Origin of the sequence: Agrobacterium sp. LR_9, from assembly GCF_041954855.1 — a bacterium.
Taxonomy (GTDB): Bacteria; Pseudomonadota; Alphaproteobacteria; order Rhizobiales; family Rhizobiaceae; genus Agrobacterium; species Agrobacterium leguminum.
Genome location: NZ_JAVAYA010000020.1, coordinates 52,200 through 70,977, shown reverse-complemented (window position 1 = coordinate 70,977; position 18,778 = coordinate 52,200). Strand labels below are relative to the sequence as shown.

Annotated in this window: 18 protein-coding genes; 12 read left to right on the top strand and 6 right to left on the bottom strand. The window is 60.5% G+C overall.

The features are described from left to right. Positions 1 to 58: 58 nt before the first annotated feature. The 3 genes from RAC79_RS20200 to RAC79_RS20190 form a co-directional block, all read right to left on the bottom strand. Complete coding sequence (locus RAC79_RS20200) at positions 59 to 1,291, bottom strand: ABC transporter substrate-binding protein (RefSeq protein ID WP_374997473.1); 1,233 nt, start codon at positions 1,289 to 1,291, stop codon at positions 59 to 61. A gap of 62 nt (positions 1,292 to 1,353) precedes the next feature. Then, complete coding sequence (locus RAC79_RS20195; protein WP_078053304.1) at positions 1,354 to 2,256, bottom strand: sugar phosphate isomerase/epimerase; 903 nt, start codon at positions 2,254 to 2,256, stop codon at positions 1,354 to 1,356. A gap of 12 nt (positions 2,257 to 2,268) precedes the next feature. After that, positions 2,269 to 3,303, bottom strand: a complete 1,035-nt coding sequence (locus tag RAC79_RS20190) for a Gfo/Idh/MocA family protein (protein ID WP_374997472.1) — start codon at positions 3,301 to 3,303, stop codon at positions 2,269 to 2,271. Between the two features lie 139 nt (positions 3,304 to 3,442). Here RAC79_RS20190 and RAC79_RS20185 point away from each other — a divergent pair, with 139 nt between their 5' ends. Further along, entirely contained in the window at positions 3,443 to 4,471 is a 1,029-nt protein-coding gene (locus tag RAC79_RS20185) for a LacI family DNA-binding transcriptional regulator (protein ID WP_174037532.1), read from the top strand. Between the two features lie 14 nt (positions 4,472 to 4,485). On the opposite strand, the gene RAC79_RS20180 is transcribed toward RAC79_RS20185, so the two are convergent. Beyond that, positions 4,486 to 5,364: a hypothetical protein gene (locus RAC79_RS20180; RefSeq protein WP_374997471.1), complete on the bottom strand. Its 879-nt coding sequence runs from the start codon at positions 5,362 to 5,364 to the stop codon at positions 4,486 to 4,488. 185 nt (positions 5,365 to 5,549) lie between these two features. Next, on the bottom strand, positions 5,550 to 5,945 hold the full coding sequence (locus tag RAC79_RS20175) for a cupin domain-containing protein (protein WP_078053300.1): 396 nt from the start codon (positions 5,943 to 5,945) through the stop codon (positions 5,550 to 5,552). 304 nt (positions 5,946 to 6,249) lie between these two features. Between RAC79_RS20175 and RAC79_RS20170 the strand changes: the two genes are divergently transcribed. From RAC79_RS20170 to RAC79_RS20120, 11 genes are all read left to right on the top strand, one after another. Further along, on the top strand, positions 6,250 to 7,272 hold the full coding sequence (locus RAC79_RS20170) for a substrate-binding domain-containing protein (RefSeq protein ID WP_078053299.1): 1,023 nt from the start codon (positions 6,250 to 6,252) through the stop codon (positions 7,270 to 7,272). Positions 7,273 to 7,375: 103 nt separating this feature from the next. Further along, a complete protein-coding gene (locus tag RAC79_RS20165) occupies positions 7,376 to 8,869 on the top strand; it encodes a sugar ABC transporter ATP-binding protein (protein WP_374997470.1) in 1,494 nt (497 codons plus the stop codon). Then, the gene (locus RAC79_RS20160) at positions 8,866 to 9,810 is read left to right on the top strand and encodes an ABC transporter permease (RefSeq protein ID WP_046800969.1); all 945 of its coding nucleotides are present in this window, start codon (positions 8,866 to 8,868) and stop codon (positions 9,808 to 9,810) included. Before RAC79_RS20165 ends, RAC79_RS20160 begins: the two co-directional genes overlap by 4 nt. Before the next feature lies 1 nt (position 9,811). Next, a complete protein-coding gene (locus tag RAC79_RS20155) occupies positions 9,812 to 10,780 on the top strand; it encodes an ABC transporter permease (protein WP_374997469.1) in 969 nt (322 codons plus the stop codon). A gap of 3 nt (positions 10,781 to 10,783) precedes the next feature. Then, positions 10,784 to 11,806, top strand: coding sequence for a LacI family DNA-binding transcriptional regulator (locus RAC79_RS20150; protein ID WP_374997468.1), 1,023 nt, complete (start codon positions 10,784 to 10,786; stop codon positions 11,804 to 11,806). 33 nt (positions 11,807 to 11,839) lie between these two features. Continuing rightward, complete coding sequence (locus RAC79_RS20145) at positions 11,840 to 12,889, top strand: sugar phosphate isomerase/epimerase family protein (protein ID WP_374997467.1); 1,050 nt, start codon at positions 11,840 to 11,842, stop codon at positions 12,887 to 12,889. A gap of 11 nt (positions 12,890 to 12,900) precedes the next feature. After that, positions 12,901 to 14,070 (top strand): Gfo/Idh/MocA family protein, encoded by a 1,170-nt coding sequence (locus RAC79_RS20140; RefSeq protein ID WP_374997466.1) that lies wholly within the window; start codon positions 12,901 to 12,903, stop codon positions 14,068 to 14,070. 129 nt (positions 14,071 to 14,199) lie between these two features. Further along, positions 14,200 to 15,054, top strand: coding sequence for a sugar phosphate isomerase/epimerase (locus tag RAC79_RS20135; protein WP_162934222.1), 855 nt, complete (start codon positions 14,200 to 14,202; stop codon positions 15,052 to 15,054). Between the two features lie 150 nt (positions 15,055 to 15,204). Next, positions 15,205 to 16,890, top strand: coding sequence for a GMC oxidoreductase (locus RAC79_RS20130; RefSeq protein WP_374997465.1), 1,686 nt, complete (start codon positions 15,205 to 15,207; stop codon positions 16,888 to 16,890). Further along, complete coding sequence (locus tag RAC79_RS20125) at positions 16,890 to 17,450, top strand: gluconate 2-dehydrogenase subunit 3 family protein (RefSeq protein WP_374997464.1); 561 nt, start codon at positions 16,890 to 16,892, stop codon at positions 17,448 to 17,450. Before RAC79_RS20130 ends, RAC79_RS20125 begins: the two co-directional genes overlap by 1 nt. A gap of 69 nt (positions 17,451 to 17,519) precedes the next feature. Further along, entirely contained in the window at positions 17,520 to 17,915 is a 396-nt protein-coding gene (locus RAC79_RS20120) for a c-type cytochrome (RefSeq protein ID WP_374997463.1), read from the top strand. A gap of 58 nt (positions 17,916 to 17,973) precedes the next feature. On the opposite strand, the gene RAC79_RS20115 is transcribed toward RAC79_RS20120, so the two are convergent. Next, a complete protein-coding gene (locus RAC79_RS20115) occupies positions 17,974 to 18,675 on the bottom strand; it encodes a Crp/Fnr family transcriptional regulator (RefSeq protein ID WP_078053290.1) in 702 nt (233 codons plus the stop codon). Positions 18,676 to 18,778 lie beyond the last annotated feature (103 nt).

Below are 18,778 nucleotides of genomic sequence, written 5' to 3'. Positions count from 1 at the left end.
AGCCCCACCGGGAGGAACTCCTTGGGTGGAGGCCGGAGAACCCGGCCGCCCGCCCGGATCAGCCTTCGACCAGCTTTATCTTTTCAGCGGCCTGATCGAGCGCGGCTTTCGGCGTCATCTGGCCCGAAAGCGCACCCTGAATGGCATCCTGAATCGCCTTGGAAATCTTCGGCCATTCGGGCGAGGGGCCGCGCGGCTGCGCATATTTCAGCTGTTCCACGAAGGTCTTCAGCGCCTCATCCTTCAACGCATTGCCCGTGGGCGGAACCGGAATATCCGAGCGCGCCGGCAACTGGCCGAAGTTCTTGAACATGTCCTTGTCCTTTGAGGCGAAGAACTCGATTGCCTTGAAGGCCTCTTCCGGATGTTTCGTCTTGGAGAAGATCGCCCAGTTATAGTCGCCCATGGCCGAAGACCGCGGGGCGTCGGGTGTGGGCACCGGCAGCAAAGCGACACCCCAGTCAAACTTGGCGTCCTTCAGCATGCGGTCGATTTCCCATGGGCCGGAAATGGCCATGGCGGCGTTGCCGGCGTTGAAGGTGGCGGTGGAGTCCCACTGGCTGCGCGTCAGCGTATCCGGCGATGCCAGCTTTTCATCCAGCATCAGCTTCCACGTTTCGAGCGCTTTGACCGCACCCTCGGTATTGATGTTCTTGTAGGTCGCGCCTGCCATCTGCGCCCAGGGCAGGAACTGGAAGGTCCCTTCTTCATTCGCCTTGGCGCTGAAGCTGATGCCGTAAATATTCTTCGAGGGGTCGGTCAGCTTACGGGCCGCTTCCACCAGCTCGTCCCAGGTCTGCGGCGGTTTTGCTGCGTCCAGCCCTGCGGCCTTGAACAGGTCCTTGTTGTAATAAAGCGCAATCGTGTTCGTGGCCTTCGGCACGCCGAAATATTTGCCGTCCCACATCACCGATTTCAGCGGTCCCGGAAAATAATTCTCTGTCTTGATGACATCCGACTTGGCGATCATGTCGGTCACATCGAGAAAGGCGCCGCGTGCGGCGAACATGGCGTGGTTGGGGTTGTCGATGGCGATGATGTCGGGCGCATTGCCGGTGGAATAGGCGCGCATGGATTCGCTCACCACATCATCGAACTGCAATTGCCGGTATTCGATCTTGATGCCGTTATTGAGCGCGTTGAACTCCTTGATGAGGTTCGGCGCGGGCTGGATATCGCGATCCAGCGACCAGAGGGTCAACGTCACATCTTCTGCCTGCGCCGCAATAGCGCCGGCGGATACGCCCGCCAGCATAAACGCGCCGGCCATCATGCATTTCGCGATACCCATAATCTCCTCCTCTTGGTTATCGTCTCTGCAATTTTCGAAAACCTTCTCCCAAAAGGCTTCCGTTATGTCGGATCGACGACGAAATCGCCGCCGCGGCATTTTTTCAGATAGTTCAGGCCATGCACCTGGCCCGTCATTTCCAGCGCATCGCGATAGACGGGGTCATGCCAGCCCTCGATATCAATGGAGCCGGACCAGCCGGCGAGGCGCAGTTCGGAAATAATGTCCGTCCAGTTGCTGTCGCCGAAGCCCGGCGTGCGCATGAAGACGAATTTTTCCTTGCCGAAAATGCCGTGCTCGCGAATGACGTCCCAGCGGATGGTCGCGTCCTTGCCGTGCACGTGGAAAATCTTGTCCGCCCATTTGCGGATCTGCGGCAGCGGGTCGATCAGATAGACCATCTGATGGCAGGGCTCCCATTCGATGCCGATATGCTCGTCCGGGGTTTCGTTGAAGATCAGTTCCCATGCGTCGGGATTGTGCGCGATGTTCCAGTCGCCGGTCTGCCAGTTGCCATCCATGGCGCAGTTTTCAAAGGCGATCTTCACGCCCTTGTCGGCGGCGCGTTTTGCAAGCTCGCTCCAGATTTGCCTGTATCGGGGAAGGCTTTCCGGCAGCGGCCTGCCGCGCAGCCGGCCGGTAAACCCCGCAACGCAGGTCGCGCCGAAATGATGGGCATTGTCGATGCAGTCTTTCCAGCCCTGCAATGTCTCAAGGTCGATGTCGGTTTCTTCCAGCGGATTGCCGAACATTCCGAGCGTGCTGATGGTGATGTCGCGCTCGCCGATCGCCTCGCGGCAGCGCTTGCCGAGTTCGGCAAGGTCCTGGCCGTTGGTCGTCTGCCAGAAGAACGGCTCGAAGCTTTCAAAGCCGAGATCGGCGATCTGGCCGATGCGCTCGGCCGCCTGTCCCTTGGTGGCGCTGACCATGGTGCCGATGCGGATGGATGTTGCCGGATTGCTCACGTCTTTCAGTCCTTATGCTGCAATGGAAACACGCTGGCCGAGGCGGGCGCTTTCAATCGCGCCGATCACCATGGCAAGGCTGTTGATGTTGTCGAAGGAGGCCGTTTCCGGCATCTCACCCGTGCGGATGGATTGAAGGAACGAGAGAATGACGCTGGCATGGCCACGCGTGTCCTTCTCGGAAATGGCTTCGGAAACGTTTACGGTCTTAGAGCCACGCAGAAGCCCCTGTTCGTCGCCGGCCACGGAGGCGGAGAAATGGTTTTCGCCATCCCAGAGGATCATGCCCTTGGAGCCGATCAGTCGCCAGCGCGCTTCCCAGCTGGTCCGCTCGCCTTCGGCGCACCAGGAGCCGCGATAGGTGAAGACGACATCATTCGAGAACTCGAAAATGGCGTTGGCGCTTGCGCCATGGGCATACCATGAGCCGGCCGGGTTCTTCTCCACGCAGAAGACGGAGAGGGGTTTTTCATTGGCGACAAAACGGGCCGCATCGAAGGTATGGATCGCCATGTCGAGAAGCAGGACGTTCTTCATCTCCTCGCGGAAGCCACCGAAATGCGGGCCGAGGAAGAAATCGCAATGGATGGCCGTCAGATCGCCGACGATGCCGTCTTCCAGTGCACGGCGCAGGCGCCGGATACCGGCGATAAATCGCCGGTTTTGTACCACGGCATGAATTTTACCGGCTTTTTTCGCCAGTTCGACCAGCGTGGCGGCTTCCTCCATCGAGGCGGCAAGCGGCTTTTCGCTGAGCACATGGCACCCGGCCTCAAGGCCGGCCTCAACCACGGCGAAGCGTGCCTGTGGGATGACGATATCAAAAAGGATGTCGGCTTTCGTTTTAGCGAGAACCTCGCGCAGATCCGTGCCGATGACCGCGTCGGTGAGGGCGAATTCTTCGGCAAGCGCGCGGGCCGTGTTCTCGTTCAGATCGACCAGCCCGGCGATCCTGATCGCGCCGGCGATTTCCGGCGTGGATTGAATGGCGCGCAACCAGCCTTTGGCCATGGCTCCGCACCCGCATAAAACGGCATTGAATGTCATCTCATCTCCCCGGACTCTTTCGCAAACTCCTCTTTGCGCAGAGCGTCGTAAACGTTTACGAGACTATGCCGATGATGTTAGATATGTCAAGACCGTTAAGGGGCGCGTCTATTGCGCGCCGGGCCTGGGAGGGGAGTGCATGAAAGGAATTCGTCAGCTTGCCGATTATCTGGAGATATCGATAGGCACTGTTTCCCGTGCCCTGAACGGTAAGCCGGATGTGAACGAAGAAACGCGGCGGCGTGTTCTGGAAGCGGCGGAAAAGCTGGGTTATGTCGCCAACCAGTCCGGCCGTAGCCTCAGGCAGGGAACCACCAATGTCATCGGCCTCATGACCGGCAGCGATGCGCAGACCGTGGAGAACTCCGACAACTTCTTCCTCGGTGTGACCGACGGTCTGCAAAGCGTGTTTTCCGGGCATAATCTCGATCTCATCGTTCTGCCCTGTCCGGGGGAAGAGGATCCGGATGAATATCTGAAGCGCATGGTGGCGCGCCGCATGGTGGATGCGATGATCATTTCCGCGACGCGGCGGATAGACAAACGTGTGGATTTCCTGAAGCAGACCCGGCTGCCTTTCGTGGCGCTCGGACGGACCGCTTCCAGCGACACTCACGCCTGGATAGACCTCGATTTCGAGGGCGTCGCGAAAAACGCGGTCGATCGCCTTGCCGCTGCCGGGCATCGTTCGATTGCGGTGGCGGTGCCAGACAGCGATATCAATCTCGGTTACGTTTTTCTCGAAGGATACAGGCGCGCGCTGGAAGACAATGGCATCGTCTACGATTCCTCGCTGGTCATCCGCGCGAAATCGAGCGAGCAGGGTGGTTATCACGCCGCCAGCGAGTGGCTGCAGATGCGGCCCCGGCCAACGGCGATCGTGCTGATCTACGAATTGATGGCGGTCGGGCTTTATCGCCGGCTTGCGGAAGTGGGGCTGAAACCGGGGCGCGATCTCGCCGTCATCGGCTTCCGCGATGGCCCGCGCGGCCAGTTTCTGGAACCTCGGCTGACCAGTTTCCGCATGTCCCTGCATGATCTCGGCGTGACGGTGGCCCAGACGCTGCTATCGACCATGCCGGCCTACGCGCCCTTTTACCCCGATCAGGCTCGCCATTGTGTGTGGCCCATGCTTCTGGTGGCCGGTGAGAGCGATCCCGCCCCATAAGACAGCAGGGGGCATTAAAGCTTGAGGCCGTCAACGCTCACGACGCCGAAAGGATTGAATTTATATTCGTCTTCCTCATACCGTGTGTCGTCTGAGAGGGAGGCGCCACGGCCCTTCAGTGTGGCTTCAACGCCTTCACGCGCCATTTGCTCGGCGATATCGTCTATCAAGGCGGCTATCTTCAGCTGTTCGGCGTTCGTAGATGGCTGGTCTTGGTCTTTTTTGGTGAAGCGTATCTGCACATCGGGCAGGCCGATCAGGTGAAACCCAACGCTCGTCATGCCTTCGGCATCGTCTCCTATGGGGCGGCGTGCGAAAGCCAGACGACAGGTTCTGGCAAGCGCCATCCCGTCATCGGCCGCCGCCTCGCCACGCGACTGCTCGTAAAGCTGCTTCCAGCGCCTTGCGCCATGGGCGACGCCCGCACTTTCACCCTTCACGGCGACAGCGCCGTGATCGAGCATGTGCTGTACGAATCTGAGGGCGTTTGCGGATGTCTTCACAGCTGTGTCGGCATCCATGGATGGGCTGAGCACATAAAGAACCGAGCCGTGCGCGGCGACGGCTTCCTCATCCTCCGGCTGGTAGGTATTAGGGTCGACGCGATCCCAGCAGACATTGAACGAACGTTCCATCCGGTCGTCCGCCTCATCCTGTGAATAATCCTCGTCGAGACTGAAATCGGGCGCAAAATCATCGATGGCGGCGCGGGCGCTCTTCTGCAGCGCCGCCAGCCCATTTTTCGTGCCAAGAAAACAGAGGATATGCCGGGGTTTGTATTGGGAACGGGATTCGGCAAAAGCCGCAGGCTTGCCCGATGCTGCGCCGAGAGACGGCCTTGCCAGCACAAGGCCGCCCAGAAATGCGAGAACGCCACGACGCCCGGAATTCATTCAATACCCCCAAGGTTTCCATCGACAGGACGAGGGGGTTTTACACCGGCATATGTCATTGGCCATATCGCCGTTGATGTTTTTTAGCGTTCCAGCAGTCGCGGTGTAGGGCAGAGGAACACTCACGGTCCGCAGGATCAGACTTCGGACTGACGCCGGAGGGATGTCAGGCCGGCGCGGCCGCGTCAGCCGCCATATTGGTCATCCGTCACCTGTTCCATCCAGTCCACCACCTTGCCATCCTTGACCTCCTGGAGTGCAATATGGGTCATGGCGACATCGGGTGCTGCCCCGTGCCAGTGCCTTTCGCCCGGTGCGAACCAGACGGTATCGCCGGGACGGATTTCCTCCACCGGGCCGCCTTCGCGCTGCGCCCGTCCGAGGCCGGAGACAACAATCAGGGTCTGGCCGAGAGGATGGGTGTGCCAGGCGGTGCGGGCGCCGGGTTCGAAGGTGACCTGAGCGCCCTGAACCCGCTCGGCATCAAAGGGGTTGAAGAGGGGATCGATGCGGACCTGACCCGTGAACCATGCCTCGGGGCCTTTCGCCGATGCCCGTGTTCCTGCGCGCAATATTTCCATTGGTCGTTCTCCTGATGACTGATGCGAGGCGATTTGAAGCGGGAATCCTCCCATTGTCCACAGTGAAATGAAAACCGGCGTGATCTGTCGGCCAAGGGCGTTTTCCGAAGCTCCGTGCCGCGTTGGTTTTGGCCCATATCGCGATTTTTCAAGCCTTTTCCGCCGGTCGGACCTGTTCATCCGCCGCCGTTCCACGCCCTTCGATAAAAATCACTCTCGGGATTGACTCATTTATGAAAACGGTTACATTCGCCGATGTAAACGGTTTCATTAGTTAAAAACCGTGCTTGGAGGAGCAAATTTCATGTTTAGACATTTGATGGCTGCTGCCGCGATGGTGCTGGCTGCGGGCACGTCGGCACATGCCCAGGAGCAGAGCTTCAAGATCGGTCTTTCCAATTCTTTCGTCGGCAGCGAATGGCGCACGCAGATGATCGAAGAGGCTCAGGCTGCCGCCAAAGCGTGGGGCGAAAAGGGCGTCAAAGTTGAGGTTGTCGTTCAGAGCGGTAATGTCGATGTGCAGGGACAGATCGGCCATATCCGCAATTTCATGAACCAGGGCGTGGATGCTATCCTCATCAATCCGGGCAGCCCGACGGCCTTCGATCCGATCTTCGCGCAGGCCAAGGCGCGCAACATTCTCGTTATCGCCACCGACGCCGAAGTGTCCTCTAAGGATGCGATCTATGTCGGCATCGACCAGAAGGCATGGGCGGCGCAATCCGCGCAATGGCTTGCGGATGCGCTGAAGGGCAAGGGAAGCGTCGTCGCCATCAACGGCATCGCCGGCAACCCCGCCAACGAAGCCCGCGTTGCCGGTTATCGCGAAGTGTTCAAGAAATACCCTGACATCAAGGTGCTGAACGAAGCCAATGCGAGCTGGGATCAGGCGCAGGGCCAGCAGGCCATGCAGAACCTGCTCGCCACCTATCCCGATATCAGCGGTGTGTGGGTGCAGGACGGCATGGCGGACGGCGCATGGCGCGCCATCGAAGCCGCCGGCAAGACCAAGGACATTGCTGCGACCGGTGAAATCCGCAAGGACTTCATGACCCGCTGGGAAAAGGAAAAGTTCAATTCCGGCGCTTCGGTCAATCCTCCGGGCGTCATGGCCAGCGCGCTCAACGTCGCGGTCCTGAAGCTGCAGGGCAAGGAATTCAAGGACGGCATTTTCGGCGGCACCTATGGTAACGCCATCTATATTCCGATCCCCTTCGTCAGCAATGACAACCTTGCCGACAACATCAAGGCTGCCGATGGCAAGCCGGGCTACTGGTCCGTCACGGCGACCGTGACGCCGGAGCAGGCTGGCGAGTTCTTCAAGTAAGAGCCGTTTCGGGTCGGCGGCGAACGCCGGCCCGAACCACAATTTCGAGTGCGGACCGGGCCTTGGCCATCCGCCTGTGACAAGCATTATTCGGGGACATGCGATGGCGAACGCTTTGGAAGCGGCCGGCATAACGAAGAATTTTGGCGCGGTACGCGCGCTTTCCGACGGCAGGCTGACGGTTGGTCGCGGTGAAATTCACGCGCTTCTGGGCGCCAATGGCTGCGGCAAGAGCACGCTCTGCAAGATCGTTGCGGGCGCGGTCGCGCCGACCAGCGGCGCAATCAGGTTCAATGGCGAAGACGTGCGCTTCAAAAGCCCGCGAGACGCCGAAAATGCCGGTATTGCGCTGTTTTATCAGGAACTCAGCCTCGTTCCGCAGCTTTCGGTCGCCGACAATATTTTCCTCGGCCGTGAGCCGAAACGCGGCATCTTTGTCGACGGCAAAGCCCTGAAGGCCGAAGCGGCGAGACTGATCGCGCTGTTTGACGGCGTGGCAGGCGAAGGGCTGGAGCCCGATGCAATCGTCGGCAATCTGCCGCCCGATCAGCGCCAGCTTGTCGAAATCCTCAAGGTCTTCGCGCAGAATGCCAGCCTGATGATCATGGACGAGGCGACGGCGGCGCTCGATGGCCGCCAGTCCCAGCGTTTTTTCGAGATACTCCGGGCGAAGAAGGCGGATGGTATCTCCACCATCATGATTTCCCATCGTCTCGACGAGGTTTTCGCCGTCTGCGACCGCATCACCGTCATGCGCAACGGCGCGACGATTTCCGAACTCGATACGGCAGCCACCACCCGTGAGGCCGTCGTCCATGACATGGTCGGCGATGTTCGGGCCGCTCCTGCCCGTCAAAACGGGCGTTCGGCTGCTGCGCCGAGCCTGAAGCTTACGGATGTTGCGGGTGAGGGCGTTCGCGGTGTCACTCTCGAAGCCTATCCGGGCGAAATCGTCGGTCTGGCCGGCCTGCAGGGTCAGGGCCAGTCGGCCTTGCTGAAGGGGCTTTTCGGTGCCAACCCATTTGCTGCCGGCCAAATCCGGTTTGAGGGTCGTGAAATCACCATCGGCAAACCTTCGCAGGCGGTTCATAGTGGTTTTGCCTATGTTTCCGGTGACCGTGGCCGTGACGCTTCCCTTCAGGGCCGGTCGATCTTCGAAAATCTCGTCGCGGCGCTGATGGTGCGCGAGAAGATGCGGCTGGTCCGTCCCGCGACGCTGAAGCCGCGCGTGCAGAAGGTCGCGGACGACATGAAGACGAAGTTCGCCGGCCTCGATATGCCGATCGGCACGCTTTCGGGCGGCAACCAGCAGAAAATTTTCATCTCCCGCTGGCTCGCCACCGCACCGAAACTGCTTTTGCTCGACGATCCGACCAAGGGCATCGATCTTGGCGCGAAGGCCGATCTCTTCGCCCTGATGCGGCAACAGGCCGATGCCGGCGCGACCATCCTTCTTTATTCCTCGGAGGATGCGGAAATCCTCGAATATGCCGACCGCATTCTTGTGTTCAACGGTGGACGCATTTCTGCGGAACTGACCGGAGCCGACATGACATCCGTAAACATGACCCGCGCCGCCTATGGAGATGCCGCATGAGCGCCTCCGGTTTTCTGCGCAGGCAGCCATGGGTCATCACCCTCGTCGTACTGGCGCTTCTCATCGCCGTGAACACGTTTCTGCAACCCTCCTTCGTTCAGCCCTCCGTGCTGCAATCGAACCTGACGACGTTTCTGCCGCTGATCCTGGTCGCCATTGGCCAGACCTATGTCATTCTGGCGGGCGATATCGATCTGTCGGTTGGTAGTATCGTGGCGCTTGCCAATGTCGTCACCGTCAGTGTCATCGCAGCACTCGGCGGCACGACGGGCGCTGTCTTCGCCGGCATGGCGGCGGGTGCGGCTGTCGGGTTGCTTTGTGGGCTGGTCAATGGCCTCTTCATATCCGGCCTGCGCTTCCAGCCAATCGTCACCACCTTCGCCACCGGCATCATCTTCGCCGGGCTGGCGATCTGGGTGCTGCCGCAGGCGGGCCTTCCGGTGCCGGAAGCCTATTGGCAGACCTATTCCGGCAGCTTCATCGGCTTGCCCTTCGTGCTGTGGGTGCTGATTGGGGGCATTGCCTTCACCCTCATCGTGTCGCGCATTCCATTTCATACGCACCTGTTGGCCGTTGGCGGCAATCGAACCGGAGCCTTCCAGACGGGTTTGCGCCTTTCGGGTATCCGCATCGGCGCATACATGATCTCCGGCCTGTTCTCGGCGCTGGCAGCGCTGTGCCTGACGGGGGAGACGGCCTCGGGCGATCCGCTGCTCGGTGCAAGTCTGGCGTTGTCTTCCATCTCGGCCGTGGTTCTGGGCGGCACCGCACTTTCGGGCGGTTTCGGCAGCTCGACAGGGTCGATTGCCGGCGCGCTGGTGCTCGGCATGATCGGCAATGTGATTTTCTTTGCGGGCCTGCCCTTCGAGTACCAGACACTGGTGCAGGGTTTGATCGTGCTGACGGCGCTGGCCGGCGGTGTTCTGGTGACGAGGCGTTGATATGACCAATCCCGGCTTGCAAATCAAAACCCTCCTCACCGATCCCCTGACTATCGCCATTGGCGCATCGGTCTTCCTGCTGCTGGTCGGGGAATTGTTGTCGCCCGGCTTCGCACAGGGCTCGCAGATCGTACGGCTGCTGACGATTGCCGCCATTCTCGGCATTGTCGCGGCGGGCCAGAATCTCGTCATCCTCGGCGGCCGTGAAGGTATCGACCTTTCCGTCGGCTCGATGATCTCGCTGGGCGCCGTCCTTGCCGGCAATATGATGAACGGCCAGAATGCGGGCATTCCGCTTGCCATTCTCGTTGCCGGCGGCATTCCCTTCCTGATCGGCCTCATCAACGGCCTCGGCATCACTTTCGTGCGCATTCCGCCGTTGGTTATGACGCTTGGCATGACGGCGGTTATTCAGGGTGGGCTGGTCGTTTATTCGCAGGGCGTTCCATCAGGTGCGGCCGCACCCCTGCTGGCGGGCTTCATCAACCGGCCGCTCATTTTCGGCATTCCCGGCGTGCTTTTCGTCTGGCTCGGCATTGCAGCGATCATGCTGTTCGTCCTGCGCCGCACGGCCTTCGGTTTCGCCATCTACGCCATCGGCTCCAATGAGCGGGCGGCGACGCTCACCGGATTGCCGGTGTCCCTGATCCGCACGCTGCTTTATGGGCTTTCCGGCCTGTTTGCCGGGCTGACCGGGGTGTGCGTCATCGGTTACACCGGCACGTCCTTCATCTCCGTCGGTGACCAATATGTGCTTCCGTCGATCATCGCGGTCGTCATCGGCGGCACTTCGCTTGCCGGCGGTGCGGGCGGATATGTCGGAACCATGGCCGGGGCTGTTGCGCTCACCATTCTGCAAAGCGTACTGATAACGCTCAACCTCGATGTATGGGCACGGCAGATCATATTCGGTGTCACGTTGCTAGCGCTGATGCTGCTTTATGGCCGCCAAAAGCAGTTGCGTGTGTGACAGATGAGCAAAGACCAAGGTTCGAATATCAGGGAAGTGGCAGCTCTCGCGGGCGTTTCCATCGCGACCGTATCGCGGGCGCTGCAGCAACCCGACAAGGTTCGCCCGGAAACCCGAAAGAAGGTTTTCGACGCCGTCCGGCAAGCGAACTTCGTTCCCAATGCGCAGGCGGCGAGCTTCCGGCGTCAGTCCAACAACACCGTCATCCTTCTCGTTCGCGATATCGGTAACCCGTTTTATCTCGAAATCTACAAGGGCGTTGAGGAAGCGGCGGGCGAAGCGGGCTACAAGGTGCTGATGGGCGACGCCCGCAACGATGAGAACCGCGTGGCGACCCATATCGACATGGTGCGCCAGAAACATGCCGACGGCCTGATCCTGATGACCGGCCAGTTTCCCGCCGAGCTTCTCGAACAGGGCGATGCGCTGCCGCCGATCGTGATCGCGTCGGAAACGGTGCCCGGCCTCGCTCTGCCGACCGTCAAGGTGGACAACCGCGCCGCCTCCAAAAACGCCATGTGCCACCTCATCGACGCTGGACATCAAAGGATCGTGCATCTGGCCGGTCCGGTTCCGGAAAGTCTGGCGCAGGAGCGTTTCGATGGTTATCGCGCGGCACTTGCCGAAGCCGGCATCGCTTATGCCGACGAACTGGTGGTGACGGGCGATTACAGCATCGAGGCCGGCCGTCAGGCGATTGGCAGCCTTCTCGAAGGCGGCATTGCCTTCACCGCGATTTTCGCATCGAGCGACCAGATGGCGATTGGTGCGATCAGCGAATTGCGCGCGCGTGGCGTTTCGGTTCCGGCCGATGTCTCCGTCATCGGCTTCGATGACATCATTTTCGCCAATGCGTTTGAGCCGCCGCTGACGACGGTGCGCCAGCCTCGCCAGGAGATGGGCCGCAAGGCCATGGCGCTGATGGTGGACCGGCTAAACGGCAAACGCACGGCTGAAACCATCGTGCTGGATACGGAACTGGTGGTGCGCGGCTCGGTCGCGCCCTGCCGCCCGCCGCATCGATAGCGGCCAGACTGTGAATGCAAGGAGTGTAAGGACATGAAGACGATCAAAGGCCCGGCGATTTTCCTCGCGCAATTTGCCGGAGACGAGGCCCCTTTCGACACGCTCGACAATCTCGGCCAATGGGCGGCTTCGCTGGGTTACAAGGGCATTCAGGTGCCGACCGATCCCAGACTCTTCGATCTCGAGAAAGCCGCTGCATCCAAGACCTATTGCGACGATATCAAGGGCCGTCTGGCGGAAATGGGTATCGAGATCACCGAGCTTTCGACCCATATTCAGGGCCAGCTCGTCGCCGTTCATCCCGTTTATGATGAAATGTTCGACGGTTTTGCGCCGGCCGAACTGCGCGGAAAACCGCACGCGCGGCAGGAATGGGCGGTCAACCAGCTGAAATACGCGGCGAAAGCCTCGCAGCATCTCGGCCTCAAAAGCCACGCCACCTTCTCCGGCGCGCTCGCCTGGCCCTTCGTTTACCCATGGCCGCAGCGCCCGGCGGGCCTCGTTGAACTGGCATTTGCGGAGCTGGGCAAACGCTGGACCCCTATTCTCGATGCCTTCGAGGAGAATGGCATCGATCTCTGCTACGAACTGCATCCGGGCGAAGATCTGCATGACGGTATCACCTTCGAGCGTTTCCTCGAGGCTACCGGCAATCACCCGCGCGCCAACATCCTCTATGATCCCTCCCACTTCGTCCTTCAGGCGATGGATTATCTCGATTTCATCGACATCTACCACGAGCGTATCCGCGCCTTTCACGTCAAGGACGCCGAATTCAATCCGACCGGCCGTTCCGGCGTTTATGGCGGTTATCAAGGCTGGGTCGACCGGCCGGGACGTTTCCGTTCGCTGGGCGATGGGCATGTCGATTTCGGCGCGGTGTTTTCCAAGCTCACCCAATATGACTTCGACGGCTGGGCGGTGATGGAGTGGGAATGTGCGTTGAAGCACCCGGAAGACGGCGCGCGCGAAGGTGCCGGCTTCATTGAAAACCATATCATACGCGTGACCGAACGGGCTTTCGACGATTTCGCCAAAAGCGGTGTCGACGATGCCGCCAATCGTCGCCTTCTCGGTCTCTGAAAGGAAACTTCATGTCCTCCACGATAGCAAAATTCGATAGTCGCCGCATCCGTCTCGGCATGGTCGGTGGTGGTCAGGGCGCTTTCATCGGGGCGGTGCACCGCATCGCGGCCCGGCTGGATGACCGTTACGAGCTGGTGGCCGGTGCGCTTTCCTCCGACCCGGCACGTGCTGCCGCTTCGGCGACCCTGCTCGGCATTGCGCCGGAGCGGTCCTATGCTTCATTCGAGGACATGGCGGCGGCCGAGGCTGGTCGGGAGGACGGCATCGAGGCGGTCGCTATCGTCACGCCGAACCATCTGCATTTCGCCCCGTCCAAGGCATTTCTCGACGCCGGTATCCACGTCATCTGCGACAAGCCGGTTACCGCGACGCTGGAGGAAGCGAAGGCACTGGCCGAGATCGTCAGGGCATCCGACAGCCTGTTCATCCTGACGCATAATTACACCGGCTACGCGATGCTGCGGCAGATGCGGGAAATGGTGGCGCGTGGCGACATCGGCAAGCTGCGCCATGTCCAGGCTGAATATGCGCAGGACTGGCTGACCGAAGCCGTTGAAAAGACCGGCGCAAAGGGAGCGGAATGGCGCACGGACCCCAGCCGTTCCGGCGCTGGCGGGGCAATCGGCGATATCGGAACCCATGCCTTCAACGCTGCTGCCTTTGTGACGGGTGAAATCCCGACAAGCCTTTATGCCGATCTGACGTCGTTCGTTCCGGGCCGACAGCTGGATGACAGCGCCAATATTCTGCTTCGTTATTCAAGCGGCGCAAAAGGCATGCTCTGGGCGAGCCAGATCGCGGTTGGCAACGAAAACGCCCTGTCGCTCCGGGTCTATGGCGACAAGGGCGGGCTTGAATGGCACCACCGGGTGCCGGATGAGTTGTGGTTCACGCCTTATGGCGAGCCGAAGCGGCTGATCACCCGCAATGGCGCGGGTGCAGGCGATGCCGCCAACCGCGTCAGCCGTGTGCCATCGGGGCACCCGGAAGGATATCTCGAGGGTTTTGCGACGATCTACCGCGAAGCCGCAGATGCAATCATTGCAAAGAGGGAGGGAAAAACGGCCGCCGGGGATGTGATTTATCCCGGCATAGAGGACGGCCTTGCGGGTCTCGCATTCATCGATGCGGCCGTCCGGTCCAGTCGGACCTCGTCCTGGGTCGGGATCGACATCTAGCTCGCCCAATATCGGGCACGGACGACGCAGGGCACAGGAGGCGGTGCCCGGCATGACCCGGCCAGACGGCCGGGAAAGGCGAGGGCACGCGTGTCGTCACATTGATCAAACGGAAAGGGAGTTACGCGTTTGAAAACGTTCAAGTCAAAATTCGCTGGCATGGCATTCGTGGTTGGACTGGCGGCCGGTTTCGCAAATCCGGTTTTTGCCGATGACAGCAAGGTGCTGCCGATTGCGGCGCAGATGTACACGCTGCGCAATTCCGGAACGCTGGAAGAACAGCTTGCCATTCTCAACCGCGCCGGCGTCTCCGCCGTTGAAACGGTGGACATGCAGAAGGTCAGCGCCGGCGAACTGAACACATTGCTGGAAAAGCACAAGATCAAGGTCATTTCCTCGCATGTGCCGATCGACAAGCTGCGCGGCAATCTCGATGCGGTCATCACCGAGCAGAAGGCCGTCGGCAACCCGGTCGTTACCGTGCCGTTCCTGAAGCCGGAAGACCGCCCGAAGGACGCCGCCGGCTGGACCGCCTTCGGCAAGGAGCTTGGCGGTTACGCGGACAAGCTTTCCGCAGCAGGCCTCTCCATGGCCTATCACAACCACGACTTCGAGATGGTCAAATTCGATGGCAAGACGGCGCTTGAGCTTTTGCTCGACGCGGCGGGCCCGAAGCTGCAGGCCGAAGTCGACGTCGCCTGGGTGGCGCGCAGCGGTAATGATCCGGCTGAATTCCTCGGCACGTTGAAGGGCAAGGTTTTCGCCATCCACGCCAAGGACAATGCACCGGCCGGCACGGCGGAAAACGAGCGCGGCTTCGCCACACTCGGCACCGGCGTTCTCGACTGGAAAACGATCCTGCCGGCGGCCAAACATGCCGGCGCAAAATGGTTCATCCTTGAACACGATCTTCCGCTCGATGCTGAAGCCGTCGTGACCAAGGGCAACGCGTTCCTCAATGAGCACCTGCCGACCATTCAGTAAACACTGCAAGTAAAAACCAGAACCGCTCCCCGGCGGCCGGTTTCGGCGGGGAGCATGAGGTTCGACAGACGCATGACCATTTTCCGCCGCGCCGCGACGGGAAGCGCTTTGTCTTGTCGTTTTTTCCAAGCTCACATCGGAGGAGTTATCATGGCAAACAATCATTATGATGCGATTGTTGTCGGCTCGGGCATCAGTGGAGGCTGGGCCGCAAAGGAACTTACGCAAAAGGGCCTGAAGGTCCTGATGCTGGAGCGCGGCCGGAATATCGAGCACATCACCGACTATCAGAATGCCGACAAGGAAGCCTGGGATTACCCCCATCGCAACCGCGCCACGCAGGAGATGAAGGCGAAATACCCCGTTCTCAGCCGCGACTACCTGCTGGAAGAGGCGACGCTCGGCATGTGGGCCGATGAGCAGGAAACGCCCTATGTCGAGGAAAAGCGCTTCGACTGGTTCCGTGGTTACCATGTCGGCGGCCGCTCGCTGCTCTGGGGCCGCCAGACCTATCGCTGGTCGCAGACCGATTTCGAGGCCAATGCGAAAGAAGGCATCGCCGTTGATTGGCCAATCCGCTATGAGGACGTCTCTCCCTGGTATGACTATGTCGAGCGCTTCGCAGGCATTTCCGGCAGCCGCGAAGGGCTGGATATTCTCCCTGATGGCGAATTCCTGCCGCCCATTCCGCTCAATTTCGTGGAGCAGGATGTGGCCAGCCGGCTGAAGAAGGCGTTCAAGGGCACGCGCCACCTCATCAATTCGCGCTGCGCCAACATCACCCAGGAACTTCCCGATCAGGAGCGCACGCGCTGTCAGTTCCGCAACAAATGTCGGTTGGGCTGTCCCTTCGGCGGCTATTTCAGCACGCAGGCATCCACCCTGCCTGCGGCGGTCGCCACCGGCAATCTGACGCTCAGGCCTTTCTCCATCGTCAAGGAAATCCTTTACGACAAGGACAAGAAGAAGGCGCGGGGCGTCGAGATCATCGATGCTGAAACCAACCTGACCTACGAATACACCGCCGACATCATCTTCCTCAACGCCTCGACGCTGAATTCGACATGGGTGCTGATGAACTCGGCCACCGATGTCTGGGAGGGCGGTCTCGGCAGCAGCTCCGGCGAGCTCGGCCATAACGTGATGGACCACCATTTCCGCATGGGCGCCACCGGTCAGGTGGAAGGTTTCGAGGATTTCTATTTCAAGGGCCGCCGTCCGGCGGGCTTCTACATTCCACGTTTCCGCAATACCGGTGACGACAAGCGTAAATATCTGCGCGGTTTCGGGTATCAGGGCTCCGCCAGCCGCTCGCGCTGGGAACGGGAGATCGCCGAACTCAATATCGGCGCCGACTACAAGGAGGCCCTGACCGATCCGGGTGGCTGGATCATCGGCATGACCGCCTTCGGTGAAATGCTTCCCTATCACGACAACCGCGTGAAGCTCGATCATGACAAGAAGGACAAATGGGGCCTGCCGGTCCTCTCCATGAATGTCGAGATGAAGCAGAACGAACTCGACATGCGCGAAGACATGGTCAATGACGCCGTCGAAATGTTCGAGGCGGTCGGCATCAAGAACGTCAAGCCCTCGCGGGGCAGTTACGCCCCCGGCATGGGCATTCACGAAATGGGAACGGCCCGCATGGGCCGCGACCCGAAAACCTCCGTCCTCAACGGCAACAACCAGGTCTGGGATGCACAGAACGTCTTTGTCACCGACGGCGCCTGCATGACTTCGGCCTCCTGCGTCAACCCGTCTCTGACCTATATGGCGCTGACGGCGCGTGCCGCCGATTTTGCCGTTTCCGAACGCAAGAAGGGGAACCTGTGATGAACAGACGCGAACTGCTGAAACTGATAGCCATTGCCACCGGCCTTCCGCTGATCGGCGCGGATGTCCTCACGGCTGCCGAAAACGCCGCCAAGCCCGCCGGCGCTACCCACGTCTTCACCCCGGAGGAAATCCGCTTTCTGGACGAGGTGGCGGAAACCATCATTCCCCGCACCTCCACGCCGGGCGCCAAGGATGCTGAAGTGGGAGCATTCATGGCCGTCTATGCGGCCGATTGCTATACCGACGAACAGCGGACACTTTTCCTTTCGGCGATTTCCGACATCGAAAAGCGTAGTCAGGCCGAACACAAGAAGGCCTTTCTGGAGCTGACGCCGGAACAGCGGCAGGCGCTGCTTGCCGCGCTGGACAAGCAGGCCAAGGCGGAACAGACGCCGGCAAAGCCTCACGCCTTCACGCTGGTCAAGCAACTGACGCTGCTCGGCTTCTTCACCTCGAAGATCGGGGCCACGGAAGTTCTCGTCTACGACGAAATTCCCGGCGGTTTCGAAGATCGCGTTCCCTACAAGAAGGGCACGCCCGCCTGGGGCACGACCTGAAGAGAGAACCGTTGGCCCGTCCGCATTTGCAGACGGGCCACACTCAAGCGGCAAGACAAGGATGACACGATGCGCAAGACAGTAATCATCGCGGCGGCTATGCTGACCGCAAGCACCGTTCCCGCTCTTTCTGAGGGCGATGTTGCCAAGGGGGAGGCGGTGTTCAAGCGCTGTTCCGCCTGCCACGCCATCGGCGAGGGCGCGAAAAACAGGGTCGGCCCGCAGCTTAACGGTATCATTAGCCGTGCAGCGGGCGGCGTGCCTGACTATACTTATTCGGCTGCGATGAAAAAAGCGGGCGAGGACGGCCTTGTCTGGACACCGGAAGAATTGCGGGATTTCCTGAGCGCGCCGAAAAAGAAAATACCCGGCAACAAGATGGCGCTGGCCGGCATCAGCAAGCCGGAAGATCTGGACAATCTCATCGCCTATATCGAAAGCGCCGCTTCGAAGCCCGCTGAGTGAGAGCAGCACGGCTACGCGGTGGAAGTAAAACTCCTGGCGAAGGTCAGGCGCCTGCGCGCTAGACCTGGCTCACTTCGCCCTCTGCCAGCTGCGCGAGGCCCGGCAGATTGCAGACCAGAAGCTTCTGCCGCCCGCCCTGCACTAGACCCTTGCTCTCCCAACTGCTGAGGATGCGGGAAACGGTGTGCAGTGTCGTGCCGGTCATTTCGGCTATATCCTGTCGCGAGATTGGAAAGTCGATGCGGATACCGTCCAGCTCCTTGCGCCCCGCCTGCTGGGAAAGGCGCAGCACGGCGTGGGCCACCCGGCGCTCCACTTCCTGCGTCGACATTTCGCGGATACGTGTATGGGCTTCCTCGAGACGCTGGCCGATGGTCTGCATGGCGGAGACGGCGAGGTGCGGGTTCTGTTCGACGAATTGCGGCCATAGATCGGTTTGCCAGGAGAGTATCACGCTTTCGGCAGCCGTCGTGGCGGTGCCGGGATAATCCGACCTTTGCAGCGCCCGGGCAAAACCGAAGAGATCGCCGGGATGCACCACGCGCACGATGATCTGCTGGCCGTCATGGGTCACCTGCGTCACCTTCAGGCGGCCGTGAATGAGCAGGAAAAAATGCGTGGCCGGCTGGCCCTGCTCAAAAATGGCTTCGCCCGGCGGCACCAGCCGGGATGTGGCGTGGGTCAGCAGCCCGTCCAGCTCATCGTCGGCCATCTTGGCAAACAAGGCCAGCGACCGGATGACGCTTCGGTCAATCTTCACTTGCACCCTCTCCGGTGATTGGCCGCCGCCCTGGTTCCCGTAATGGGCGTCGCGGGTGTCGGCCTCTTCTGTATCCTCACAATACAGCACTATCACGGGCTGA